We start from the raw sequence: 24,956 nt of genomic DNA on the forward strand, positions 1-24,956 counted from the left end.
GCGGATCGAGCAGGGATGCCAACGATTATTAGGTGAGCTGCCACACCTACCTAATAATCGTCGACCGGGAAGGGGGTTTGGTGAGGCATCGTTGGCCCAATGGCAACGGCCGGTGTACCTCGGAATCACCCGGGGTACACCGGCCGTTGCCGGTACGACCTGTCGGACCGTCAGGTCCAGGCCAGCAGCGCCGCTTCGGGATCGGCGAGGAACGAACCGACGTCGGCGAGGAACCTCGACCCGAGTTCGCCGTCGATGATGCGGTGGTCGAACGACAGGGCCAGGGTCGTCACCTGGCGTACCCGGACCTTGCCCTTGTGTACCCACGGCATCTCCCGGACGGCGCCGAAGGCCAGGATCGCCGACTCCCCGGGCGGCAGGATCGGGGTACCGGTGTCCACCCCGAAGACGCCGACGTTCGTGATCGTGAAGGTGCCGCCGGCCATGTCCGCCGGAGCGGTCCGGCCCGCCTTGGCGGTCTTCACCAGGTCGGTCATCGCGTCGGCCAGCTCGCGCAGCGACAGCCGGCCGGCGTCCTTGATGTTCGGCACGATCAGTCCCCGCTCGGTGGCGGCGGCGATCCCGAGGTTCACGTACTCCTTCACCACGATCTCGTCGCCGGCCCAGGTCGAGTTGACCTGCGGGTGCCGGCCGACCGCGAGCAGCACCGCCTTCGCCACCAGCAGCAGCGGCGAGCAGCGGACCTCGCGCCAGTCCGGCCGCGACCGCAGCCGGTCCAGCGCCTTCATCGACCGGGTGACGTCCACGGTCAGGAACTCGGTGACGTGCGGCGCGGTGAACGCCGAGGCCACCATGTTCTCCGCGGTGAGCTTGCGTACCCCCTTGATCGGGATCCGGCGCTCCCGGTCGGCGTCGAACGACGGCGCCGTCGTGGTCGCCGTCCGGCCCGCCGGCTCGGCCACCGCTTCGGTGGCTGCCACGGCCTGGTGTACGTCGTCCCGGGTGATCGAGCCGAGCGGCCCGCTCCCGGTGAGGGTCCGCAGATCCACCCCGAGATCCCGGGCGAGCTTGCGGACCGGCGGCTTGGCCAGCACGGCGCCGTTGCGCTGCCCGGTCGACACCGGCTCGGCGACGGGCGCCACCTGCTGCGCGGCCGGCAGCACCGGCTCGGCGGTGGGCGGCGGCGGCCGGTTGCCGGTCGGCTGGGCCGGGGCGGCGGCCGGTCGGGGCTGGGTCGGCGGGGTACCCGGCGAGGTCGGCTTGCGCGGCCGCCGCTTCGCGGCCGTGGTGCGCGGGCCGTAGCCGACCAGGACGGGGGTCCGCCCGCCCGGGGCGGGACCGCCGATCAGTCCCGGTTCGACCGGGCCGGCCGGCGCCGGCGGTACGGCGGCCAGCGCCTCCGCCGACGGTTCCGGTAGTTCGCCGGCCGGCCGGGCGGTGGCGCCCGGCAACTCCCCGGCGTCCGGATCGGTGTCGATGGCGATGATCGGCGTACCGACCTCGACGGTGCTGCCGGCCGGGTGGAAGATCTCCCGTACCCGGCCGCCCCACTTGGCGGGGATCTCCACCGCCGCCTTCGCCGTCTCCACCTCGACGATCGGCTGGTTCAGCTCGATCGTGTCGCCGACCGAGACCAGCCAGCCGAGGATCTCGCCCTCGGTCAGCCCTTCACCGAGGTCGGGCAGGTTGAATTCCTTGATCCGCGTCATCCCGGTCACCACCCGAACGAGCGGTCGACGGCGTCGAGCACCCGGTCCAGGTTGGGCAGGTAGTCCTCCTCCAGCCGGGCGGCCGGGTACGGGGTGTCGTACCCGGTCACCCGCAGCACCGGCGCCTCCAGGGAGTAGAAGCACTCCTCGGTGACCCGGGCCGCGATCTCCGCGCCGAGCCCCACGTTGCCCGGGGCCTCGTGCACCACCACGCACCGGCCGGTGCGGCGCACCGACTCGAAGACGGGATCGAGGTCCATCGGCGAGAGGCTGCGCAGGTCGATCACCTCAAGGTCCCGGCCGTCCTCCTCGGCGGCGGTCGCCGCGTCCAGCGCGGTCCGCACCATCGGGCCGTAGGCCAGCAGGGTCGCGTCGGCGCCGGGCCGCACGACCCGGGCCGCGTGCAACGGGTACGCCTCGGCGAGCGGCGCGTCGACCGCCACCGGCCCCTTCTCGTAGTAGCGGCGCTTCGGCTCCAGGAAGACGATCGGGTCGTCGGAGGAGATCGCCTGCTGGATCATCGCGTACGCGTCCTGCGGGGAGGCGCAGCTCACCACCTTCAACCCGGCGGTGTGCGCGAAGTACGCCTCCGGCGACTCGGAGTGGTGTTCCACCGCTCCGATGCCGCCGCCGTACGGAATCCGGATGACCATCGGGATGCGCAGCTTGCCGCGCGACCGGTAGTACATCTTGGCGACCTGGGAGACGATCTGGTCGTACGCCGGGTAGACGAACCCGTCGAACTGGATCTCGCAGATCGGCCGGTAGCCGCGGATTGCCAGGCCGACGGCGGTGCCGATGATGCCGGACTCGGCCAGCGGGGTGTCGATGATCCGGTTCTCGCCGAAGTCCTTCTGCAGGCCGTCGGTGATCCGGAAGACGCCGCCGAGCTTGCCGACGTCCTCGCCCATGACGACGACCTTGGGGTCGTTTTCCAGCGCGCGGCGCAGCCCGAGGTTGAGGGCCTTGCCCAGGGTCATGGTCTGCGGCTCGGTGGGGGCGCCGCGGCCGGCCCAGTTCTCGGTGGCCATCAGTGCGCACTCCCCTCGAACGAGTCCAGGTACCGGGCCATCCGCTCGCGCTCGGCGTCCAGATCCGGTGAGCCGTTCGGGTAGACGTGGTCGAAGAGGGTGACCGGCTGTGGGTCGGGCATCGCCAGCACCCGCTCGCGCAGGTCCAGCGACTCCCGCTTGGCCTGCTCGTCGATCTCGGCGAAGAAGTCCTCGTCGGCGATCTGCTGCTTGGTCAGGAAGGCCCGGACCCGGGCGAGGGGGTCCTTGGCCCGCCACGCCTCGACCTCGCTGGCGATCCGGTAGCGGGTCGGGTCGTCGGTGGTGGTGTGGGCGCCCATCCGATAGGTGTACGCCTCGATCAGGGTCGGCCCCTGGCCGTGCCGGGCGTTGTCCAGCGCGGCGCGGGTCACCGCGTAGGTGGCCAGCACGTCGTTGCCGTCGACCCGGACCCCGGGGAAGCCGAAGCCGGCGGCCCGCTGGTAGATCGGGATGCGGGTCTGCCGCTCCAGCGGCTCGGAGATGGCCCACTGGTTGTTCTGGCAGAAGAAGACGATCGGCGAGTTGAAGACGCCGGACCAGACGAACGCCTCGTTCACGTCCCCCTGGGAGGTGGCCCCGTCGCCGAAGTAGGCGATCACCGCCTCGCCGTCGTCGGTGCCGGTCTTGCCGTCCATGTTGATGCCCATGGCGTAGCCGGTGGCGTGCAGGGTCTGCGCTCCGATGACGATGGTGTAGAGGTTGAACTTGAACTCGTTCGGGTCCCAGCCGCCCTGGTCGACGCCGCGGAACAGGCCGAACGGCATGATCGGGTCGATCCCCCGGCAGTAGAGCACGCCGTGTTCGCGGTAGGTCGGGAACGCCATGTCCTGCGGTCGCAGCGCGCGGCCGGAGCCGACCTGGGCGGCCTCCTGGCCGAGCAGGCTGGCCCAGATGCCCAGCTCGCCCTGCCGCTGCAGGGCGGTGGCCTCGGCGTCCAGCTTGCGCACCAGGACGAGGTCCCGGTAGAGGCCGCGGTACTCCTCGTCGGTGAAGTCGACCCGGTACTCCGTGCCGTCCGGGCCGGTGACCTGGTCGATCCGCTCGCCTTCCGGGGTGAGCAGTTGTACGAGGTCCGGGTCGCCCGGACCGCCCGCACCGGCTCGCCCGGGCCGAGGTGTGGCCCGCCTGCCGCGGGCCGTGGCCACGCGGTCACCCTTCGCCATCCGTCTCTCCCTGTCGTTCGTGCGTCGCGGCGGGGGTATCCCGACCACGCAGCTCGCGTACCCGCCCGACTGCCGCCGGGCCGGTTTCCTGGCCGCCGCGCCTAGCCCTGGTGGGGGTTGCCGCGCGGCTGTGAACCCGGCCCTGACCGAGACGTGTCGGCCGGGACCCGGTCCGGGAGGTTGCCGGCGCCGGAGTCGCGCCTACCGCAGGGGTGCGCGGAGGACACGGCTGCGTTGCCGTCTCGCTCCATATTCGCAGAGCAGGTGAGCGCGCCCACAATTCGACCCCATGATCATGATCGAGCTGCAACACATTCGCGCTTGTTGTCCGGGTTTCGCCCATCCGATCGCGGGCGCGGCCAGAACTTGGCGGCCGGACACGCGGCGGGTGACTGGCCATCCACCGACGGCTGAGTCACTGTATGACACGGATTCGGCACCCTCCGAATTCGGCACGATCGGGCGGGCTCCCGGCCTGGGTTGCCGGATCGGTGGTTGACCAGCAGGTTCGACGACGAGGAGCACTCCGGTGACCGTGCCCGGCCAAGACCCTGGTCCGACGCCGCCGACCGCCCACCGGACGGACGGCCCCCGCACCGGCCGGCGCCGGCTCACCGGCGCGCACCGCGCGGAAGGGCTGGCCGGTCCGACCCGGCGCTACCTGTTCATCGTCGGGCTGCTGGCCGGGACCTCCTCGCTGCCCATCCTGGCCGCGATCAGCGCCGGATCGGCCACCGTCAGCGGGTTCACGCCGCCGACGGGCACCACCCCGTTCGTCGCTCCGCCGCCCAGCCGGCCGTTCGTGGTCGTACCGCTGCCGCCGACCATGCCGGCCGACGGACCGTTCGGGCCGGGCGATCCCGGCATGACCTCGACGTGGCAGGTGGGGGCGCCGACCGCCGGCACCCGCTCGGGCATCGGCCCGGCGGCACCGGTCACGCCGCGGCCCCCGCGACCGGCGCCGGAACCTGCCCCGGAACCTGTCCCCCCGGCGCCACCGCCGTTGCCCACCGCCCCGGCCCCGACTCCCGCGCCACCCGCATCGACCCCCTCCGCCCCGCCGCCACCCCAGTCCCCCGAGCCGACACCGACCGAACCCACGCCCCCCGCGCCCTCCGATCCACCCGCGCCTCCCGACCCGTCGACGCCCCCCGGATCACCGGCACCGTCTCCCACCCCCTCAGGCCCGCCGGCACCATCCGAGACGCCCGCACCACCCGAGACGCCGGCGCCATCTGACATGCCCACGCCGTCCGAGCCGCCGGCACCATCCGGACCACCCACCCCGACGGCGCCCACACCGACCGCTCCCGCGACGCCACCCACCCCGCCCACACATCCGGCACCGCCGCCCGCGCCCACCACGCCGGCAGAGCCGCACCCCACCCCCGCGCCGACCCCGAGGCTCGCACGCAGCAGCTGACCGAAACGCGGTGCGGCCTCCCGAGCCGGTCAGATCCGCGCCCGCAACGCTGGCATGCCGCGATCCCGGTCGTTGATGGCCGGGCCGCTCAGTTGTCCGCGCGTTGGCGCAGCATCGGCGGATGCAGCACGGCGGCTCCGCCGGCCCGGAAGAGGCGGGCCGGCCGGCCCGGCCCGCCCTCGGTGGACCGTCCGGTCCACTCCACGAAGTCGACGGTTCCGGTGACCTTGCGGTGGAAGTTCCGGGCGTCGAGCTCGCGACCCCAGACGATTTCGTACACCTCGCGGAGCTGGGCGATGGTGAACTCCGGCGGGCAGAACGCGGTCGCCAGCGAGGTGTACTCCAGTTTGGAGCGGGCCCGGTCCACGCCGTCGGTCACAATCTTGTGGTGGTCGAAGGCGAGCCGGTCGGCCGCGACCCTGGTCACCGACCGCCACTGCGCCTCGGCGGCGTCGGAGCCGGCTTCCGGGATGGACAGGTTCGGCAGCAGCGCCAGGTAGGCGACGGTCACCACCCGCTGGCGCGGGTCCCGCCGTGGTTCGCCGTAGGTGCCGAGCTGTTCGAGATGTGGCGCCGGTTCACGGATTCCGGTCTCCTCGGCGAGTTCCCGGGCCGCCGCGGCGGGCAGGTCCTCGTCGATCCGGACGAAGCCGCCGGGCAACGCCCACCGCCCCTCGTACGGCGGCACTCCCCGGCGGACGAGCAGGATCTTGAGTTCTTCCTCGCGGACGGTGAGGACCACCAGGTCCACAGTGACCGCGAAGGGTGGATATTCTTCCATGTTCGCTTTCTCACCACCTTGACGAGAACCTACCACGAACGTTATCGTCAACAAGACGAGAAAATGGAGGTACGACCCGATGGCCGACGTCACCAGCAGGCTCTTTCTGCGCCACCTGCGCGGCACCCCCACCACCTGGGTGCGCCACCAGGTGAAGGGAAAGGTGCGCACCGAGGGCGTCGGGCAGTCCTTCTGGTACCGGCCGCTGGTCGCCGTCATCAGCGAGGTCCCGATCGACGACCGCGAGCTGCCCCTGCTCTTCCACGCCCGGACCAGCGACTTCGTCGACGTGACCGTGCAGGCGACGGTGACCTACCGGGTCGCCGACCCGGCGCTGGCCGCCAGCCGCCTCGACTTCTCGGTCGACCCGCGCAAGGGCACCGCCCGGGCCCGTCCGCTGGACCAGGTCGCCACCCTCCTCGCCGAGCTGGCCCAGCAACCGGCGCTGGACCTGCTGGCCCGGGTCCCGCTGGCCGAGGCGCTCACCGGGATCGCCCCGGTCCGGGAGGCGGTCAGCGCCGCGCTGCGCGACGAGCCACGGCTCACCGACGTCGGGGTGGCGGTGGTCAGTTCCCGGGTGGTCGCCATCCGGCCCGAGCCGGAGTTGGAGCGGGCCCTGCAGACGCCGACCCGGGAGGCCATCCAGGTCGAGGCCGACCGGGCCACCTACGCCCGCCGCGCCCAGGCCGTCGAGCAGGAACGCGGCATCGCCGAGAACGAGCTGCAGAACAAGATCGAGCTGGCCCGTCGGGAGCAGCAGCTGGTCGAGCAGCACGGCACCAACGCGCGCCGCAAGAACGAGCTCGCCGCCGAGGCCGAGCTGGTCGACGCGCGCGGCCAGGCCGAACGGGACCGGGTCGCCCAGGCGGCGGCCGCCGAGAAACTGCGGGTGCTCGCCGCCGCCCGCGCCGACGAGGAGCGGACCGTCACCGCCGCCCGCGCCGACGGCGTACGGGCGGTGGGGCTGGCCGAGGCGGAGGCCGAGACCGCGAAGCTGGCCGCGTACCGGGATCTGCCGCCCGGCGTGCTCCCGGCCCTGGCGGCCAAGGAGCTGGCCGGCAATCTCCCGGAGATCGGGCAGCTCACGGTGACGCCCGATGTGGTGACCGATCTGATCGCGCGGCTGGGTCCGGCGCGATGACGGGCGGGCTCGCGCCACGGGTGGTCGTGGTGAACCGGCACAGCGAGCTGGACGAGCTGCTGGGCCGGCACGGCACTCGGGCCGCGGCCGCCCACTACCTGCGGCAACGCGGCCGCAACATAGACGAGGTCGTCGACCGGCACGACGGCCTTGCGGCGGCGCTGACCACGGTCAGCGCCGCCGTCCCGGTCGACTGGCGGCGCGGGCAGGTGAACCGGGACGACCTGCCCCGGTTCCTGTTCGGCCCGGAGGACATCGTGGTGGTGGTCGGACAGGACGGGCTGGTGGCCAACGTCGCGAAGTACCTCGACGGGCAGCCGGTGGTCGGAGTGGACCCGGAGCCCGGCCGCAACGCCGGCGTACTCGTGCGGTTCACCCCGGCGGCGGCCGGCCGGCTGCTACCGGCCGTCGCCGCCGGCCGGGCCACCGTGCGGGACCGCACGATGGTGCGCGCCGAACTCGACGACGGCCAGGAGCTGCTCGGCCTGAACGAAATCTTCGTCGGGCACCGGTCCCACCAGTCGGCCCGTTACCTGCTGTCGGTGGTGACCACGCCCCCACCGGGCGTGCCGGCCGGGAGCGACCGGCGGCGGCGACCGGTGCCGAAGGTGGAGCGGCACTCCTCGTCGGGGGTGGTGGTCGGCACCGGCACGGGGGCGACCGGCTGGTGCGCGTCGATCGCGCGGGACCGACCGGGCGCGCCGGTGCCACCCGCCCCCGAGGAGCCGGCGCTGTGCTGGTTCGTCCGGGAGGCGTGGCCGTCGCCGGTCACCGGGGTCGCGCTCACCACCGGCCGGCTCGGTGCCGACGAGTCGCTGCAGGTGGTCGCGGAAGGGCCGGGGATGGTGGTGTTCGCGGACGGGCTGGAGACCGACCGGCTCGCGATGAGCTGGGGGCAGCGGGTCACCGTCCGGGTCGCGCCGCGCCGCCTCCGGCTGGTGGTGCCGTGACAGCCGTCCGGCTGATCCGGCCGACCACTGACACATAGATAAGCTGACCTCCTTCGATAGCGTCCGGAAATCCCGGCGACTGGAAGATCAGGAGGGCAGCGTGGGTCAGACCAGACGTACCTGGGGCCGCCGAACACTGGCGGCCACGATCGCCGTCACGCTCGCGGTGGTGGCCGCGCCACCGGCGGCGCAGGCCAGCCCCGGCAGCATCAGCTCGTGGGCGCTGCGCCAGTTGGTCACCGCGAACGGGGTCATGAAGCACCTCAAGGAGCTGCAGCGGATCGCCGACCGGCACGGCGGCAGCCGCGCCTCCGGCAGCCCCGGCTACGACGCGTCGGTCGACTACGCCGAGCGGGTGTTCCGGCGGGCCGGCTACCGGACCAGCCGGCAGGCGTTCGACTTCCAGACCTTCCTGATCAACTCACCGTCCGAACTTGAGCGCACCGCCCCGGCGCCGGCCGGCCCGCTCCCGCACCGGATCATGAGCTACTCCGGCAGCGTGGACGCCACCGCGCCGGTGACGCTGCCCACCGGCGACCCGCAGGGCTGCGCGGCCGGCGACTTCGGGCCGGCCAACGTCGGCACGATCGTGCTGATCAGCCGGGGTGCCTGCCCGTTCGGCCAGAAGGGCCGTAACGCGGCCGCGGCCGGCGCCGCCGCCGCGGTCGTCTACAACAACACCACCGGGGATCTCGCCGGCACGCTCGGCAACGACTACACCCTCGACTTCGGGGTGGTGGGCATCACCCAGGCCCTCGGCCAGGAACTCGCCGCCCAGGTCGACGACGGTCTGACGCTCCGGCTGCACACCGACACCTACCGGGGCCAGGCGCGGACCGAGAACCTCTTCGCCGAGTCCCGATGGGGCGACCCGGACAACGTCGTGATGGCCGGCGCGCACCTCGACTCGGTCGCCGAGGGTCCGGGGATCAACGACAACGGCACCGGCAGCGCCGCCATCCTGGAGATCGCCGACAAGATGCGCTGGTTCCCGACCCGCAACAAGGTCCGGTTCGCGCTCTGGGGGGCCGAGGAGGCGAACCTGGTCGGCTCGACCCGCTACATCGCCGACCTGCCGCAGGCCGAGCGGGACCGGATCGCGCTCTACCTGAACTTCGACATGGTCGGCTCGCCGAACTACGTCCGGTTCGTCTACGACGGCGACAACTCCGCCTTCCCGCCCGGCACCGGCTCGGCCGCCGGCCCGCCCGGATCGGGCGCCATCGAGAAGCTCTTCCACGACTACTTCGCCTCGCAACGGCTCGACTCGGCGGAGACGCCGTTCTCCGGGCGCAGCGACTACGGCCCGTTCATCGCGCCCGGCGTCGACATCCCGGCCGGCGGCCTCTTCACCGGCGCCGAGGGGATCAAGACGCCCGAGCAGGCGGCGGTCTACGGCGGCACCGCCGGCGTCTCCTACGACCCCTGCTACCACCAGGCGTGCGACACCATCGACAACGTGAGCAAGAAGGCGGTCGGCGAGATGTCCGACGCCATCGCGCACGCGATCATCACGTACGCCTGGGACACCCGCAGCCTCAGCACCCCGCCGGCCGGCCCGACCGGCGGCACCACCGCGCCGGCCGGCGAGGGCGGCGGCCTGCACGACCACGAGGTCGAAATCTGAAACCCCTTCCGGGTACGACGACAGCAGTACGGCGGCATCCGTGTCACCCGGCCGGGAGCTAGCCGACCGACCACCCTTCCCGTACTCTCCGCAACGAGATGACTACTATCGTTTCCCGGGTCGTCGCGGACCAGCCCGCTTTCCACTCCGGTGGGGAGCGGGCCTGGTCCGCCCTGCCCGCCACACTCGGCCTGCTCGCGTCGCTGGTGCGACCGGGCATGGCCACCATCGAAACCGGGGCCGGCTCGTCCACCGTCACCTTCGCGGCGGCCGGCGCCGAGCACACCGCGATCAGCCCGAGCGCCGACGAACACGACCGGATCCGGTCCTACTGCGCCGCCCGCGACGTCGCCACCGACCGGGTCACCCTGCTCGCCGAACCGTCGGAGCAGGCGCTACCCCGGCTCTGGGCCGCGGGCAACCGGGTCGACATCGCCTTCATCGACGGGAAGCACTCGTTCCCCGGGCCGGCGGTCGACTACGCGTACCTGTCGATGATGCTGCGGGTCGGCGGGGTGCTGGTCCTGGACGACGCCCCGATCCCGGCGGTCGCCGTGGTGCACCGGCACCTGCACCGCTCCCCGCGGTGGCGGCGGATCGCGGTCGCCGACGACCGCGCCGTCGCGTACCAGAAGCTCGCCGACGAGCCGGCCGGGGACGACTGGCGCGCGCAGCCGTACAACGTGGGTTTTCCGGATTTTCGGTTGCTGGCGCGGCCGCCGCGACGCTGGGTGCTGGCCTGGGGGATCCGGGCCCGGCGGCTGCGCGGCCGGCTCGCCCGCCGGTTCCCGGCGCTGGTCGCCGTCCGGCGCCGGCTGCTGGGCTGAGCTGCGCGGGTAGACTCGACCGCCCACGTTCTCGGGTGGTGCGGCCGATGACCGACTGGTACGAATCACGGATCGAACGGCAGATCCGCGAGGCGCAGGAGCGGGGCGACTTCGACAACCTGCCCGGCGCGGGGAAGCCGCTGCGCGGCAGCGGCGAGCAGTACGACGAGAACTGGTGGCTCAAGGACCTGGTCCGCCGGGAGAACATCACCGGCGTGCTGCCGGCCACGCTGGCGTTGCGCAAGGAGATCGACGATCTGCTGGCCACGGTGGTCAAGATGCCGTCGGAGCAGTCTGTGCGAACCCTTGTCGGCGAGTTGAACCAGCGGATCGTGCGCGCTCGGCGAGGGCTGGTGGACGGCCCACCGGTGGTGCTCGGCACCGTCGACGTGGACCGCGCGGTCCGGGCCTGGCGGGAGCGGCGCGGGCTCGGCTAAGGGGTTGCCTCGTGGCCCGGCCGGCCGTGGGTGCGGCGGCGCTGCTTCATCTCCGCCTCGTGCAGGTGCCGCCGGCCGCCGGCCAGCCGCTCCCGGGCTTCCCGCTCGACCTCCTGGAAGGTCGCGTAGTAGCCGTCGTCGAACTCCTCGACCACCTGGAACGTCCACCGGCCCGGCAGCACGTTGCGGCCGAGCAGGTCGTACTCGACCCGGTCCGCGATCTCGTCGTGGCCGGCCTCGCGCAGCAGCTTCACCACCCGGTCCAGGGTCAGGTCGGCACCGCCGACGAGCTGGTGCGCCGAGTAGAGGTGGCCGCGTACCCGGTGGATCGTCTCCAGCGCCTTGCTCAACTCGCCCAACGCCTCGACCGTCGTGTCGTCCAGTCCCGCCGGCCGTGAATGCGCCTCGTCGACCGGCCGTTGCTCTTCCGCCATGCCGTCCCGGATACCCGCAACGGCAGGCCCGGAATCCAGCCCATTGGTGAGCGGGCACACCTTGCCTTGACACCGGCGACAAGCTTTAGCGTTTGAGGTGTCGGGCTGGTGAGGGAGGTCGGATGCTGATCGGCGAACTGGCTGAGCGCGCCGGCACGAGTAGCCGGACGCTGCGCTACTACGAGGCGAACGGGCTGCTGCGGGCCGGTCGGTCCGCCAACGGCTACCGGGTCTACGACGAGGCGGAGCTGCGGGTGGTACGCGAGATCCGGGCGCTGCTCGCCGTCGGGTTCGCGCTGGACGACATCCGCCCGTTCGTGGCCTGCCTGCGGGCCGGCAACACGTCCGGCGACGTCTGCCCGGACTCGGTGGCCGTGCTGCGCCGCAAGCTCGCCGAGGTTGACGCCTGCATCGGTCAGCTCCAGGCGGTTCGGCACCAGCTACACGGGCAACTGGCAAACGCGATCGCGCAACGGGAGGAAACATGTCGGCAACCACCTCGCTGATCACCGTCACCGATGACACCTTCGCCGAGCAGGTGCTGGCCAGCGACCGGCCGGTGGTGGTCGATTTCTGGGCCGACTGGTGCCCGCCCTGCAAGGCGATCTCGAAGAGCGTCGCCGAGCTGGCCGAGGAGTTCGGCGACCAGATGACGGTGGCCGCCCTCGACACCGACCAGAACCCGGTCGCCACCCGGACCTACGGGGTGTTGTCCCTGCCGACGTTGCTGGTGTTCCGCGGCGGCGAGGTGGTCGGCTCGATCGTCGGCGCCCGGCCGAAGAGCCACCTGCGGCAGGCCCTGGCCGCGAAGGCCGGCCTCTCCGACGACTTCCACGCCTGACTCTCGATGGCCGAACTTGACCGGCTCGGGTCCGGGCACGCCGAGGCGCTGCTCCGCTTCGAGCTGGAGAACCGGGCGTACTTCGCCCGGTCGGTGCCGGATCGGGGCGACGACTACTTCACCCCCGCCGGGTTCGCCGCCCGGCACGCGGAACTGCTCGCGGAGCAGGAGGCCGGGCTGCACCATTTTCATGTGCTTGTCGATGACGAAGGTGCGGTGCTCGGCCGGTTCAACCTGATTGACGTCGCCGACGGTGGTGCCGAGTTGGGGTTCCGGGTGGCCGAGCGGGTGGCCGGGCGCGGCGTCGCGACCGACGGCGTCCGCCGCGTCTGCGAGCTGGCCCGGCATGGGTACGGGCTCCGCCGGCTGGAAGCGTCGGCCACGCTCGACAACGCCGGCTCCCTCGCGGTGCTGCGGCGGACCGGGTTCACGCCGGTCGGCGAGGTGCTGTTGGCCGGGCACCCCGGCATGCGCCACGTCCGTGAGCTGACGTGACGGAGCTGCGGAGCGTCTACTGGATCGGCGGCGGCAGCGGCGCCGGCAAGTCGACGATCGCCCGCCGGCTGGCGGCCCGGCACGGTCTGCGGCTCTACGACACCGACGGCGTGATGTCCGACCACGGCCGCCGGAGCACGCCCGAGACCTGCCCGTACCTGGCCGAGTTCATCGCGATGGACATGGACGAGCGGTGGTTGAACCGGTCTCCGGAAACGATGCTGGAGACGTTCCACTGGTACCGGGGTGAGGGTTTCGACCTGATCGTGGAGGACCTGCTCGGGCTGCCACCTGGGCCGGGGGTGGTCGTCGAGGGCTTCCGGCTGTTGCCGCACCTGGTTGAGCCGCTGCTGGTCGAGCGGCGTCGAGCGGCCTGGCTGCTGCCGACGCCCGAGTTCCGGCGGTTCGCGCTGGAGAGCCGGGGTTCGACCTGGCAGATCGCCGGGCGGACCAGCGACCCGGAGCGGGCCCTGCGCAACCTGCTCGACCGCGACCGGATGTTCACCGACCGCCTCGCCTTGGAGGCGGCAAGCCTCGGGCTACCGGTCATCGAGGTCGACGGCACCATGACCGAGAACGACGTGGCCGAGCGCGTGACGACGGCGTTCGGCCTTTGAGCCGGCTCAGACGATGTGGATCTCGCGTTTGGTGCCGTCGGGCAGGACCACGGTCAGGTGGCCGTCAGGCGCGATGGCGTGGAGGATGGCGGCGACCTGTAGTGCGCGGTTCACGCTGTCGGTCTTGCTGAGTCCTTGACCGCTCGCGAGCGCTGCCAGCGCCCGATCGGCCGGGCCGGTGAGGTTGACGGTTATCCGGACCAGAGGCGGGCGCGGCGTCTGCTCGGCGGCTGGGTCCGATTTCGGCCCGGTCGATCCCGGTCCGGATCGAAGAAGGCGGTAGACCGATTGCGGCGCCTGATTGGGGCGGCGAGGTTCGATCGTCATTGCTCTGTGCCGGGTCCAGCGGGAGAACCAGTCTGACTCTGATCGCACGGATCGGCATGTCCGTAGACAAGGGGACACCGGACGTCGGGACGCCCGATCTTCCTGTTGCAGAGGACTCGGTGATGTTCCTGCTGGTCGCCTCCGCACGTGACAGTGGTCTCGCCCTGATCGATGTCGGGGACGAAAGCGAGGACATCGACGAGCCTCGCCGCGATTTCGAAGGCGGCTCCTAGGGTGGTGGCTCTGATAGGGATGTGGACTACGTATGGATTCCGTTCGCAACGCTCGGCATCCGGCATCTACACGATCCCCTCATCCTGTCTGCGTTCCGAGGCGGTCGACCGGGGCCGGGATGCGGGGTGTGATGGGCGGTTGGTAAGGCCCCCGCATCCCGGCCGGTCAGTGTCGGGTCACTCGGTCACGAGTTCATCGAACCCCGCTGGGGCTGGGCGGGACAGGTGTCACGACAGGGACACCATGCGTCACCGGGGTCTGTCCCCGTCGTGATCGGAGCGGGACAATGGGGCCATGATCCCATCGAGCCAGCTCGCCGATGAGCGACCATCCTGGGCCCGGCGGATGCGCGCCGAGCGCGCGAGTCGAGGTTGGTCCCAGGCGGACGCGGTGGCAGCCCTGCGAGCGCGGGCCAGGGACCGAAGCCTGCCTGGACCGGAGAGCGTGCTGCGCAACTGGAAGCGCTGGGAGTCCGGTGAGGTCGAGCCGGACGACTTCTACAAGCCGCTGATCGCAGCCGTCTTCGGCATCGCCACCGGCACTCTCTTCCCCCGACGCTCGACACCCGGACAGGACGCCGAACTCATCTCCCGAGTCGGAATGGACACCCTGGAGATCCTGGCTCGGCTCCGCGCATCCGACGCGTCAACCGGCACCATCGAGGCACTGGAGATCACCGCCGACAGATTGGCCTGCGCGTACTCCCATGAGCCACCTGAGCTGCTGCTGGCCGAGGGACGCGAATGGCTGCGCCGCATCAGCGCCCTACGCGATGGTCGCCTAACGCTGACCCAGCATCGGGAGATCCTGCGGTTGGCAGGCCGAGTCGCCCTACTCGTGGGTTGCGTGGAGTACGACATCGAGGACCGCCGGGCGGCAGAGGCCACCCGTCTCGCCGCACTGTCGCTCGGGAAGGAGTCCGGTGACTCCGACACAGTCGGCTGGGCCCACGAGATGCGAACCTGGTACGCCCTGACCCAGGGCCAGTTCCGGGCGGCGCTCAGCGCCGCCGACGCCGGCCTGGCGGCGGTCGGAGCCAGCCACAGTGTCGCCGTCCAGCTCGCCGCCCACCAGGCCAAAGCATGGGCCCGAATCGGTGATCGGCGGCAGGTCGAGGTCATGCTGGACCGGGGACGAGCCACGCTCGAAGCTCTCCCATATCCCGACAGCCTCGACAACCATTTCGTGATTGATCCCTCGAAGTGGGACTTCTACACCATGGATTGCTACCGACATGTTGGCGAAGACCGGCTCGCCGACATGTACGCCGATGAAGTCATCCGCTCCTCGACCACCCCGGACGGAACGGTGATGAAACCGATGCGCGTCGCCGAAGCACACATCACCAAGGGCGTGGTGGCTGCCCGACTCAATGATCTTGAACAGGCACTTTCGGAAGGCAGGAGCGCACTTGGGTCCTCGCGACGGTCGATCCCGTCACTGCTGCTGCACACCAGGGAGCTCGTAGACGTCCTTCAGGACCGGTTCCCTGACGAGCCCGCCGTCGACGCGTACTGCACGGAAGTCCAGAGCCTGCGTCGTCACCAGACCAAGGCGAGTTCGGGTTGGAGCGGGTGACGGGAATCGAACCCGCACTGTCAGCTTGGGAAGCTGATGTTCTGCCATTGAACTACACCCGCGAGCGGACCCCACTGTACCTGGTCGGCCCGCCGCGCGCACCAAGGTACCCACCCCGCCCAGGTCGGCCCAGTTCAGGGCCACTGTCAGCACATCGACCAAATACTGCCCCAGGGGCCACTATGGCAAGGGCCGTCCCGAACGGTAGCGTGCGCCACACCTGTAACGCGGCGCGGTCACCCCCGACTGCGCCGCCCTCCATCGGGGCCAAGAGGTGAGGCATGGGGTTGCACCGCACTCGATGGATGCTGCGCGCTGCCGGCGTGGCGTCCACTTCTCTCGTACTCCTGCTCGGGTCGACCGCCGTGGCGACGGTGCCGGCGGCTGCCAGCGGCGCCGGCGCGTCCGCAGACGTCTGCGCCGAGCCGGCGGACACGCACGCGAACGCGAAGATCCGGCCGTCGTCGCCCGACGCGGAGCACGAGCACGAGCACGACCCGAACGACGTGACCGAGGCCGAGGCCGCCGCCCGCACCCGCGAGCTTGACCGGGCGTACGCGGCCCGGGTCGGAGTGGCGCCGTACGAGGTGCCCCGCAAGCCGCGGGTCACCATCCCGGTCGTGGTCCACGTGATCCAGGCGAACACCACCCGGGCCGGGGGGAACATCCCCGATTCGATGATCCAGTCGCAGATCACCGTGCTCAACGAGGCGTTCGCCGGAAGTCGCGGGCCGGCCGCGTTCAAGTTCGTGCTCAAGCAGATCAACCGGGTGGTCAACCCGTCCTGGTACCCGATCGTGGCGGAGAGCACCGTCGAGGCGCAGATGAAGGCGCAGTTGCGGGTCGGCGGCAAGGAGACCCTCAACATCTACCTGGGTGACCTGACCGACGACCTGCTCGGCTGGGCGACCTTCCCGCAGACCACGCTCACCTCGTACGACGGGGTGGTGGTGCTCAGTGAGTCGCTGCCCGGCGGCACGGCGGCGCCGTACAACCTGGGCGACACCGGCACCCATGAGGTGGGCCACTGGCTGAGCCTCTACCACACGTTCGAGGGTGGCTGCTCCGGCCAGGGCGACCTGGTGGCGGACACCCCGGCGGAGCGGGAGCCGGCGTTCGGCTGCCCGACCGGCCGGGACACCTGCGCCTCGGCCGGGGTGGACCCGATTCACAACTTCATGGACTACACCGAGGACGCCTGCATGGACCACTTCACCCCCGGCCAGATGAGCCGGATGGTCAAGGCCTGGCAAGCATTCCGGGCACCCTGACCGACCAGCGGCGCCGGGGCCGGTCGTGACCTTTCCACAGGTTGCGGGCGGCCCCGACGCATGTCACGCGACGTCATCCAGGTTTACCGGGGTGTAACACATGTCCATTCTCAAATGTATCGATCAGATGTAACGTTCCCTCCACGTCAATGGACGCGGTGCGACACACCCCGGTCGTGCCGCTGGAGGGAAGAGGTACCCATGGGGCTGCGTCGCACCACGCTGGCCTGGCGGATCGCCGGTGTCACGTCCACAACTCTCGTCCTCTTGCTCAGCACCGGCGCCGCGCCCGCGTCGGCGCACGCCCATGAACACGACCTGGCGCAGGAGTGCGCCGAGCCGGCCGAGGCGCACGCCCACGCCAAGGCCCGCCCCGGCGCCGCCGCCGGGCACGACCCGAACGAGCTGACCGCCGCCCAGATCGCCGCCCGCGAGGCCGACCTCACCGCCGCGTTGGCGCGCCGGGCGCAGCGGAACGCGGGGGCCGCCGCCGGCCCCAGCGTGCTGGCCACGGTCACCATCCCGACCGTCGTGCACGTGATCCGGCGGGACACCACCCGGGCCGGCGGGAACATCCCCGACTCGATGATCCAGTCGCAGATCAACGTGCTGAACCAGTCGTTCGCCGGCTCGACCGGCGGGGCGGTCACAGCGTTCGCCTTCCAGCTGCAGAGCATCAACCGGGTCACCAACACGTCGTGGTACCCGATCGTGAGCGGGTCGGCCGCCGAGCGGTCCATGAAGAGCTCGCTGCGGGTCGGCGGCAAGAACACCCTGAACATCTACCTCGGACAGCTCAGCGGCGGGCTGCTCGGCTGGGCGACCTTCCCGCAGAGCACGCTGAGCAGCTACGACGGCGTGGTGGTCTTGAGCGAGTCGCTGCCCGGCGGCACCGCCACCAACTACAACCAGGGCGACACCGGCACCCACGAGGTGGGGCACTGGCTGAACCTCTACCACACCTTCCAGGGTGGCTGCTCCGGCTCGGGTGACCAGGTCTCGGACACCCCGGCCGAGGCGTCGCCGGCGTACCAGTGCCCGGTCGGGCGGAACACCTGCAGCTCGGCGGGGGTCGACCCGATCCGCAACTTCATGGACTACACGTACGACTCCTGCATGTACCAGTTCACGGCCGGACAGGCGACCCGCATGATCAACGCCTGGAACGCCTACCGGGCGCCGTAACGATCCCCGGTAGGCCCGCCGCCGTGTCGCCGGTGCCGGCCCGGTCCCGATTCATGGGGCCGGCACCGGCGACTCCGGCGGCGCCGCATGCCGCCCCCGCGAACGGCGACTGCGCCGGGCCGCGGCCGAGCCGGCCACGACCTGTTCGGTCAGCACCGCCGCCTGGGTGCGGGTGGGGCCGGACTGGGCGGGGCTGGACCCGGCCGCAGGGGTGGCTCCGGCGGCCGGGTCCAGCCAGACCTGGACGGCGGGACGGTCGCCCCGCGCGTCGGCAAACGGTGTCGCTCCGGTGCGGCCGTGCCGGGCCACCATCGCCACGTCGACCGTGAACTCGAACAGGCGCCAGTCAACCTCGGGTGCGGCGCGCAGGTCGCCGGCGAGCCGGTCCACCCGGGCCGGGTCGGTGACCGGCCGGGCCCGGCCCGCCACGTACGCCTCGTCGTCGCTCTCCTCCGGTGGGAACGAGTGCAGCGCGTACCGGCCGTCGCGTTCGAGGTCGCGGCGCTTCGGCGAGTCCACCACGAAGCAGAACAGCCCCTCGTCGGTGATGACCGGGGAAACCGGGTGCACCCGGGGACCGCCGTCGGCGCGGACGGTCGCCAGGTAGCCGAGACCCGGGCCGTACTGCTGCATGAGGAGACGGATCGAGTCGGCGAGCCGCGGCTCGTCGGAGGCGAATTCGGACCAGGATGCCATGCGGTGATTCTATCGAACATACGTTCGATTCGCGACCCCGGCCCTGACCAGGCCGGACCGTGACCGCTCGGTATGGTGGCACGATGCTGCTCTCCGACCGCGACCTCGCAGACGAGATCAAGGCCGGCACGCTGGCACTCGACCCGTTCGAACCCGAACTGGTGCAGCCGTCGAGCATCGACGTCCGGCTGGACCGGCTGTTCCGGGTCTTCAACAACCACCTCTACACGCACATCGACCCGGCCGTGCAGCAGGACGACCTGACCTCGGTGGTCGAGGTACCCGACGGCGAACCCTTCGTGCTGCACCCGGGCGAGTTCGTGCTCGCCTCCACGCTTGAAGTGATCTCGCTGGGCGATCAGCTCGCCGGCCGGCTGGAGGGGAAGTCGAGCCTCGGCCGGCTCGGCCTGCTCACCCACTCGACCGCCGGCTTCATCGACCCGGGCTTCTCCGGCCACGTCACGCTGGAGCTGTCAAACGTGGCGAATCTGCCGATCACGCTCTGGCCGGGCATGAAGATCGGCCAGCTCTGCATCTTCCGGCTCGCCTCACCGGCCGAGCACCCGTACGGCTCGGCCATCTACGGGTCGCGCTACCAGGGCCAGCGGGGGCCGACGCCGAGCCGCGCCTGGCGCAACTGGCGGGTCTGGCCGACCACCCGCTGACGCGTGGTGGCCGGCCAGCATCCGCGAGACGTCAGCCCGGTCGGCCGTAGCTGTGGATCGGGGAGGTGTCGACCTTCTTCATCTTCACCGGTTCGCCCGCCTGAGGGGCGTGCACCACCCAGCCGTTGCCGACATACATCCCGACGTGATGCAGGTCGGCGTAGTAGAAGACCAGGTCACCGGGGCGCAGGTTGGCCCGGCTGACACTCGGCACGGCCTGGCGCTGCTTCGCGGCGTTGTGCGGCAGACCCACGCCGGCCTCCGCCCAGGCGGCCAGCATCAGACCGGAGCAGTCGTACGAGTTCGGCCCGGACGAACCCCAGTAGTAGGGCTTGCCGATCTGGGCACAGGCGAACTTGACGGCGACGCCGGCCTTCCCGCCCGGGTAGGTGGCCGGGCAGGGCGCCGGCCGCAACGGACCGGCCGACCCGTTGCCGTACGCGGTCAGCCGCATCTCCTGCAACTTGTCCACCTCGGCGTCGATCTGCTTCTTCTTCTTGGCCAGTTCCGCCTCGGTCTTGGTCAGCTCCGCGACGAGCGCGTCCAGCGGGGCCTTCTCGGCGGCGTACTTGTTCTTGAGCTCGACGACGGTCTGCACGTCCTGCTGCTGCCGCCGGGCGAACTGGTCCAGCACCGTGAGCTGGTCCATCAGGTTGCTTGGCGAGCCGGTGGCCAGCACCGCGTTCAACGCCGACGCCCGGTTGTCCTTGTACGCCTCGACGGCGAAGTCGCCGACCCGGTTCATCGCCAGGTCGATCTGCAACTGCAGCGGCTCGATCTTCTTGTTGAGCGCGGCGACCTGCTTCTTCTTGACGGCCAGGTCCTGGCGGGTGGCGTTGTGCCGTTCGATGATCGGCTCAAGCGAGTTCCACGCCTCGTCGATCTGCTTCTCGATCTCGGGAACCGATGGCTGGGCGGCGGCCGGGGCGGCGCCGAAGAGGGCGACGGTGAGGCCGGCGACCGTGGCGAGCACGGGTGTGATCAGGGACCAGCGGCGCGGGCGGGACCGGGCGGCGGCCTGGGCCACCGGAGCGGGTCGCGACCGCGGGGCAGGGGTTGCCACCGGAGTCGGTACTCCTTCTTCCGTGACCGCCTACCGGGTTAGCTGACGGGTTCGGGCGGGAAGGAAAGCGCCCTACCGCAGGTTCGCGGATTCACCCCGGACTTCGTGGGTCCCCGGTTCGCCTGGCGACGATTCGGCGGTGTCGAGCCGATGCCGCCCGGCTGGGCGACCTGCTGCCGACTCGACGGCACCCCAGAGTAGGGAAAGCCGTTATCGCAGCGCAACCCTTGATGTCAATCGATTCGTTGCGTAGATGGTCGACTGCGGACAGTTGCATTATCCGGCCGGAAAGTCCGAAAAGCCCGCCACGGTCGGGCGGGCTTTTCGGCTATGGAACTTTCAGCCGACGCGTTTGAAGCCCGCGATCGGCATTGCGTCGATCTGCTGCATCTGCACCGGTGTCCCGGAGCGCGGCGCGTGCACCATGATGCCGTTTCCGACATACAGCCCGACGTGGTGCAGGTCACTGTAGAAGAAGACCAGATCTCCCGGTCGAGCATTCGCGCGACTCACCGTACTGCCCTGATTCCACTGCGCACCGGTGAAATGTGTCAGCGATACGCCGGCCTTGCCCCACGCGTACTGGGTCAGGCCGGAACAGTCGAACGAACTTGGACCGGTGGCACCCCACACGTACGGCTTGCCGATCTGGGCGCACGCGGTCCGCACCGCGACACCGGCCGGTCCGCCGATGTACGTGGCGGGGCAGGGCCCGATCCGCTGTGCCGCGCCGGAGCCGGTGTAGCCGGCCGCGGTGAGCCGCAACTGCTCCAGCCGCTTCATCTCCGCGTCGATCTGCTTCTTCTTCGCGGCCAGCTCGGCGTCCTGCTTGCGCTGCTGCTCGATCAGGTCGTCCAGCTTGCGCTTCTCCGCGTCGTACTTGTCGCGGGCCGCGACCACCGCGGCGATCTGCTCCTGCTCGTCGCGAGCCAGCCGGTCCAGCAGCGCGAGCTGGTCGGTCAGGGTGCTGGCCGAGCCGGTGACCAGCAACGCGTTCAGGTCGGAACCGGGGCCGGTCTTGTAGTAGCGGGACGCGAGCCGGCTCATCTTGTTCATCGACAGCTCAGCCTGCAGCGCCAGCGGCTCGATCTTCTCCGCCAGGTCGGCGGACTTCTTCTGGTTCGAGCGCAACTGACTGCGTACCTTGTTGAACTGCTCGATGGTCGGTTCGAGCTGCTCCCACTGCTTGTCGAGCTGCGCCTCGATCTCCTCGATCGAAGGTGCGGCCGTGGCCGGTGTCGCGGGCAGCAGACCGACACAGACCAGCGCGGCGAGTGCCAGCGCGCCGAAAACGGCGCGGGACCGGCGGGGGCGACCGGCGGGCACAGGATCAGGGGTACGACGTTGAAAGGGCACAAGTGCCACTGGCAGCGACTCCTCTGTTACCGACCGCGGGCGCCTTTCGGAGGGGGACGAAGGGCGACGTGCCACAGCGGTCGGTGCCCCACAATAGGGAAGCTTTGATGCCGAATCAAGACATCGGATTCCGGTCCTGATGCGGTCTCGTGGCGGCCCGGATACGGTCGGATCATGTCGACGCTGACGCTCGCGGAGGAACTGCTGCTGCTCGTCTACAACGACGAGGGAACCGCCGAGCTGAGCAATCCGGCCCTCTCGCACGGGCTCGGCGGCTCGGTGCTGCTCGACCTGACGCTCGCCGGGCGGGTCGACGTGGCCGACAAGAAGGTGACCGTGACGGACCCGGCCCCGACCGGCGAGCCGCTGCTTGACGACGCGCTGCGCCGGATCGGCGAGGCGAAGAAGCCGCGCTCGCCGAAGCACTGGGTCAACCGGCTGGGCAACGGCCTGGACGAACGGGTGCTGGACCGGTTGGTTGATTCCGGCATCCTGCGCCGCGAGCGGGACAAGGTGCTCTGGGTCTTTCCGCGTACCCGCTATCCGGCCCCGCACGGGGTGCAGCCGCCGGTGGAGACGGACCTGCGGCAGCGGCTCGCCGCGGCCGTGACCGGCGACGGACCGGTCGAGCCGCGACTCGCCGCGCTCTGCGGGCTGCTCCGGGCGGTCGGGCTGGACAAGAAGGTGTTCAGGGACCTGCCCCGGGACCGGGTCAAGGAGCGGCTGACGCGGATCGCCGAGGGCGACTGGGCCAGCGCCGCGACCAAACGCGCCATCGAGGAGGCGCAGGCCGCGATGATGGTGGCGATCAGCACCGCGACCACCGTCGCCGCGACCAGCAGCAGCTGAGCGGCTACGCCTGCGGCTGGACCGACCGGAGCAGCACCGTCGCCACGTCGACCACCTCGACCTCGCCGTCGGCGCCCTTGCCGGTCACCCCGTCGCCGAGCATCGTGTAGCAGAACGGGCAGCCGACGGCCACCGTCTTCGCGCCGGTGGAGATGGCCTCCTCGACCCGTTCGACGTTGATCCGCTTGCCGATGCGCTCCTCCATCCACATCCGGGCACCGCCCGCGCCGCAGCAGAACGACCGCTCGCTGTTGCGGGGCATCTCGGTGAGGCCGTCGGCCGCCGCGGCCCCGAGCACCTCGCGTGGCGGCGTGAAGACCCGGTTGTGCCGGCCCAGGTAGCACGGGTCGTGGTAGGTGACGCCGCCGTCCACCGGCTGCACCGGGGTGAGCTTGCCGGTGGCGACCAGGTGGGCCAGCAGCTGGGTGTGGTGCACCACCTCGAAGTGACCGCCAAGCTCGCCGTACTCGTTGCCCAGGGTGTTGAAGCAGTGCGGGCAGGTCGCGACGATCTTGCGCTTGGTCGGTTCCCGGTCGCCGAACGCCTCGTTGAGGGTCTCGACGTTCTGCTGGGCGAGCATCTGGAAGACGAACTCGTTGCCGATCCGACGGGCCGGGTCACCGGTGCAGGTCTCGCCCTCACCGAGGATGGCGAAGTCGACCCCCGCCTCGTGCAGCAGGGTGGCCACCGCCCGGGTGGTCTTCTTCGCCCGGTCCTCGAAGGCGCCCGCGCAGCCCACCCAGAACAGGTACTCGAAGTCGTCACGCTCACCGACCCGCGGCACCTCGAAGTCCAGCCCTTTGGTCCAGTCCTCGCGGGTGTTCGGCGGGGCGCCCCATGGGTTGCCCTTGTTCTCCAGGTTGCGCAGCATCACGCCGGCCTCGGACGGGAAGCTCGACTCGATCAGGACCTGGTACCGCCGCATGTCGACGATGTGGTCGACGTGCTCGATGTCGACCGGGCACTGCTCCACGCAGGCCCCGCAGGTGGTGCAGGACCAGAGCACGTCCGGGTCGATGATGCCGAGCTCCTCGGCGCCGCCGATCAGCGGCCGGTCGGCCTCGGCCAACGCCAGCGCGTCGACGCCTGCCAACTGCTCCGCGGTGCCCTTCTCCTCGCCGGTGAGGTCCTTGCCGCCGCCGGCCAGCAGGTAGGGCGCCTTCGCGTACGCGTGGTCCCGCAGCGACAGCACCAGCAGCTTCGGCGACAGCGGCTTGCCGGTGTTCCAGGCCGGGCACTGCGACTGGCAGCGGCCGCACTCGGTGCAGGTGGTGAAGTCGAGCAGGCCCTTCCAGGTGAACTGCTCCACCTGGGCGACCCCGAACTGGTCTTTCTCCGGGTCGGCTTCCTCGAAGTCGAGCGGCTTGCCGCCGATCGTCATCGGCCGCAGCGCGCCGAGCCCGGACTCCGGCCGGCCGGGGTCGCGCTTGAAGAAGATGTTGAAGAACGCCGCGAACCGGTGCCAGGCCACCCCCATCGTGACGTTCAGGGCGATGACGATCAGCCAGGTCATCGAGATGGCGATCTTGACGAGGGCGGTGATGCTGACGCCGGCCTCCCAGTCCGGCAGCAGCGCGCCGACCGCGTGGCTGACCGGGGTGCCCCAGGCCGGGTACTCGAAGTGGTCGGTGGCGACCTTGAAGCCCCGGATCAGGAAGCCGCAGATCAGCACCGCGACGATCACCGCCTCGACGAAGTAGCCCTGCCACATCGTCGAGCCGGTGAACCGGGACTTCCGCCCGGCGTCCGCGGGCCGGTTGCGCAACCGGATCCCGATCAGGACCAGAATCCCCACCAGACCGAGTACGCCGATCAGCTCGGTGGCGATGCCGTAGACCGCCCAGCCGCCGATAATCGGCAGCCCGCCGGTCGGGCTGACGACCTCGAAGTACGCCTCCAGCACCAGCAGCGACAGCACGACGAACGCCACCATCACGAACCAGTGCGCGGCGCCCACCACGCTCCACCGCAGCATCCGGGTGTGGCCGAGTGTCTCGGTGAGCATGGTGCGCAGCCGGTTGCCCCGGTCGGTGAAGCGCGTCGGGTCGGGCTGGCCGAGCCGGATCACGGCCACCATCCGCAACACCGCCCGGGTCGCCAGCCAGACCGCCACCGCGGTGACGGCGGCGGCGAGGACGGTGGTGACGATCTGGACGCTGCCCATGCCATGGCCTCCCGGTCTGCCGCGGACGTTCGGCTGATCGGTACAGCCTACGCGCTAGCTACCCACCGGTAACGTGAGTAACGTCGCAGCTCTTCGGGACACCCTAGTGT

At 70.9% G+C, this 24,956-nt stretch carries 25 protein-coding genes, 1 tRNA gene, 1 pseudogene and 1 riboswitch; of the genes and pseudogenes, 15 read left to right on the forward strand and 12 right to left on the reverse strand.

Annotated features, from left to right (window positions below; translation table 11 throughout):
• Positions 1-170: 170 nt before the first annotated feature.
• The 5 genes from O7627_RS35635 to O7627_RS35655 form a co-directional block, all read right to left on the reverse strand.
• Complete coding sequence (locus O7627_RS35635; protein WP_278097834.1) at positions 171-1,670, reverse strand: dihydrolipoamide acetyltransferase family protein; 1,500 nt, start codon at positions 1,668-1,670, stop codon at positions 171-173.
• 5 nt (positions 1,671-1,675) lie between these two features.
• Positions 1,676-2,701 (reverse strand): alpha-ketoacid dehydrogenase subunit beta, encoded by a 1,026-nt coding sequence (locus O7627_RS35640; RefSeq protein WP_278097835.1) that lies wholly within the window; start codon positions 2,699-2,701, stop codon positions 1,676-1,678.
• The gene (pdhA, locus tag O7627_RS35645) at positions 2,701-3,885 is read right to left on the reverse strand and encodes a pyruvate dehydrogenase (acetyl-transferring) E1 component subunit alpha (protein WP_278097836.1); all 1,185 of its coding nucleotides are present in this window, start codon (positions 3,883-3,885) and stop codon (positions 2,701-2,703) included. Before pdhA ends, O7627_RS35640 begins: the two co-directional genes overlap by 1 nt.
• Before the next feature lie 657 nt (positions 3,886-4,542).
• The gene (locus O7627_RS35650) at positions 4,543-4,824 is read right to left on the reverse strand and encodes a hypothetical protein (RefSeq protein WP_278097837.1); all 282 of its coding nucleotides are present in this window, start codon (positions 4,822-4,824) and stop codon (positions 4,543-4,545) included.
• Positions 4,825-5,396: 572 nt separating this feature from the next.
• Positions 5,397-6,089, reverse strand: coding sequence for an NUDIX domain-containing protein (locus O7627_RS35655; protein ID WP_278097838.1), 693 nt, complete (start codon positions 6,087-6,089; stop codon positions 5,397-5,399).
• Between the two features lie 79 nt (positions 6,090-6,168).
• Between O7627_RS35655 and O7627_RS35660 the strand changes: the two genes are divergently transcribed.
• The 5 genes from O7627_RS35660 (at position 6,169) to O7627_RS35680 (ending at position 11,071) form a co-directional block, all read left to right on the forward strand.
• Positions 6,169-7,230 (forward strand): SPFH domain-containing protein, encoded by a 1,062-nt coding sequence (locus tag O7627_RS35660; protein WP_278097839.1) that lies wholly within the window; start codon positions 6,169-6,171, stop codon positions 7,228-7,230.
• Positions 7,227-8,180 (forward strand): hypothetical protein, encoded by a 954-nt coding sequence (locus O7627_RS35665; RefSeq protein WP_278097840.1) that lies wholly within the window; start codon positions 7,227-7,229, stop codon positions 8,178-8,180. The genes O7627_RS35660 and O7627_RS35665 overlap by 4 nt, the downstream gene beginning before the upstream one ends.
• 100 nt (positions 8,181-8,280) lie before the next feature.
• Complete coding sequence (locus O7627_RS35670) at positions 8,281-9,807, forward strand: M28 family metallopeptidase (protein WP_278097841.1); 1,527 nt, start codon at positions 8,281-8,283, stop codon at positions 9,805-9,807.
• Positions 9,808-9,905: 98 nt separating this feature from the next.
• Entirely contained in the window at positions 9,906-10,634 is a 729-nt protein-coding gene (locus tag O7627_RS35675) for a class I SAM-dependent methyltransferase (protein ID WP_278097842.1), read from the forward strand.
• Between the two features lie 47 nt (positions 10,635-10,681).
• Entirely contained in the window at positions 10,682-11,071 is a 390-nt protein-coding gene (locus tag O7627_RS35680; RefSeq protein ID WP_278097843.1) for a DUF1992 domain-containing protein, read from the forward strand.
• On the opposite strand, the gene O7627_RS35685 is transcribed toward O7627_RS35680, so the two are convergent.
• Positions 11,068-11,505, reverse strand: a complete 438-nt coding sequence (locus O7627_RS35685) for a hypothetical protein (RefSeq protein WP_278097844.1) — start codon at positions 11,503-11,505, stop codon at positions 11,068-11,070. The genes O7627_RS35680 and O7627_RS35685 overlap by 4 nt on opposite strands.
• A 122-nt stretch (positions 11,506-11,627) precedes the next feature.
• On the opposite strand from O7627_RS35685, the gene O7627_RS35690 reads away from it, so the two are divergent.
• The 4 genes from O7627_RS35690 to O7627_RS35705 are packed head-to-tail and all read left to right on the forward strand — an operon-like array spanning position 11,628 to position 13,458.
• Positions 11,628-12,011, forward strand: a complete 384-nt coding sequence (locus O7627_RS35690; RefSeq protein ID WP_278097845.1) for a MerR family transcriptional regulator — start codon at positions 11,628-11,630, stop codon at positions 12,009-12,011.
• Complete coding sequence (gene trxA, locus O7627_RS35695) at positions 11,990-12,346, forward strand: thioredoxin (protein ID WP_278097846.1); 357 nt, start codon at positions 11,990-11,992, stop codon at positions 12,344-12,346. Before O7627_RS35690 ends, trxA begins: the two co-directional genes overlap by 22 nt.
• Before the next feature lie 6 nt (positions 12,347-12,352).
• Entirely contained in the window at positions 12,353-12,841 is a 489-nt protein-coding gene (locus tag O7627_RS35700; RefSeq protein ID WP_278097847.1) for a GNAT family N-acetyltransferase, read from the forward strand.
• On the forward strand, positions 12,838-13,458 hold the full coding sequence (locus O7627_RS35705; RefSeq protein WP_278097848.1) for a shikimate kinase: 621 nt from the start codon (positions 12,838-12,840) through the stop codon (positions 13,456-13,458). The genes O7627_RS35700 and O7627_RS35705 overlap by 4 nt, the downstream gene beginning before the upstream one ends.
• A 6-nt stretch (positions 13,459-13,464) precedes the next feature.
• On the opposite strand, the gene O7627_RS35710 is transcribed toward O7627_RS35705, so the two are convergent.
• Entirely contained in the window at positions 13,465-13,785 is a 321-nt protein-coding gene (locus O7627_RS35710) for a hypothetical protein (protein ID WP_278097849.1), read from the reverse strand.
• Positions 13,786-13,841: 56 nt separating this feature from the next.
• Here O7627_RS35710 and O7627_RS35715 point away from each other — a divergent pair, with 56 nt between their 5' ends.
• On the forward strand, positions 13,842-14,018 hold the full coding sequence (locus tag O7627_RS35715) for a hypothetical protein (protein WP_278097850.1): 177 nt from the start codon (positions 13,842-13,844) through the stop codon (positions 14,016-14,018).
• 445 nt (positions 14,019-14,463) lie between these two features.
• A complete protein-coding gene (locus O7627_RS35720) occupies positions 14,464-15,597 on the forward strand; it encodes an XRE family transcriptional regulator (protein ID WP_278097851.1) in 1,134 nt (377 codons plus the stop codon).
• Here O7627_RS35720 and O7627_RS35725 read toward each other — a convergent pair.
• Positions 15,586-15,659, reverse strand: a tRNA-Gly gene (locus O7627_RS35725). The genes O7627_RS35720 and O7627_RS35725 overlap by 12 nt on opposite strands.
• 219 nt (positions 15,660-15,878) lie before the next feature.
• Here O7627_RS35725 and O7627_RS35730 point away from each other — a divergent pair.
• Positions 15,879-16,868 carry a zinc metalloprotease gene (locus O7627_RS35730; RefSeq protein ID WP_278097852.1) on the forward strand — a complete coding sequence of 330 codons (990 nt, stop codon included), beginning with the start codon at positions 15,879-15,881 and terminating at the stop codon, positions 16,866-16,868.
• Positions 16,869-17,069: 201 nt separating this feature from the next.
• Complete coding sequence (locus tag O7627_RS35735) at positions 17,070-18,053, forward strand: zinc metalloprotease (RefSeq protein WP_278097853.1); 984 nt, start codon at positions 17,070-17,072, stop codon at positions 18,051-18,053.
• Between the two features lie 297 nt (positions 18,054-18,350).
• Here O7627_RS35735 and O7627_RS35740 read toward each other — a convergent pair.
• Positions 18,351-18,749, reverse strand: a pseudogene (locus tag O7627_RS35740) (pyridoxamine 5'-phosphate oxidase family protein); the annotation flags it as partial.
• An 83-nt stretch (positions 18,750-18,832) separates the two neighbouring features.
• Between O7627_RS35740 and dcd the strand changes: the two are divergent.
• Entirely contained in the window at positions 18,833-19,414 is a 582-nt protein-coding gene (gene dcd, locus O7627_RS35745) for a dCTP deaminase (RefSeq protein WP_278097854.1), read from the forward strand.
• A gap of 31 nt (positions 19,415-19,445) precedes the next feature.
• Here the strand turns inward: dcd and O7627_RS35750 are convergent, their stop codons facing one another.
• Both O7627_RS35750 and O7627_RS35755 read right to left on the reverse strand, forming a co-directional pair.
• On the reverse strand, positions 19,446-20,477 hold the full coding sequence (locus tag O7627_RS35750; protein WP_278097855.1) for an NlpC/P60 family protein: 1,032 nt from the start codon (positions 20,475-20,477) through the stop codon (positions 19,446-19,448).
• Between the two features lie 12 nt (positions 20,478-20,489).
• Positions 20,490-20,626: riboswitch (cyclic di-AMP (ydaO/yuaA leader) on the reverse strand.
• Between the two features lie 190 nt (positions 20,627-20,816).
• On the reverse strand, positions 20,817-21,803 hold the full coding sequence (locus tag O7627_RS35755; RefSeq protein WP_278097856.1) for an NlpC/P60 family protein: 987 nt from the start codon (positions 21,801-21,803) through the stop codon (positions 20,817-20,819).
• Between the two features lie 204 nt (positions 21,804-22,007).
• Here O7627_RS35755 and O7627_RS35760 point away from each other — a divergent pair, with 204 nt between their 5' ends.
• Complete coding sequence (locus tag O7627_RS35760) at positions 22,008-22,682, forward strand: GPP34 family phosphoprotein (protein ID WP_278097857.1); 675 nt, start codon at positions 22,008-22,010, stop codon at positions 22,680-22,682.
• Positions 22,683-22,686: 4 nt separating this feature from the next.
• Here O7627_RS35760 and O7627_RS35765 read toward each other — a convergent pair whose 3' ends face one another.
• On the reverse strand, positions 22,687-24,846 hold the full coding sequence (locus O7627_RS35765; RefSeq protein WP_278097858.1) for a (Fe-S)-binding protein: 2,160 nt from the start codon (positions 24,844-24,846) through the stop codon (positions 22,687-22,689).
• Positions 24,847-24,956: the final 110 nt, after the last annotated feature.

Origin of the sequence: Solwaraspora sp. WMMD1047 (assembly GCF_029626155.1) — a bacterium.
Lineage (GTDB): Bacteria > Actinomycetota > Actinomycetes > Mycobacteriales > Micromonosporaceae > WMMD1047.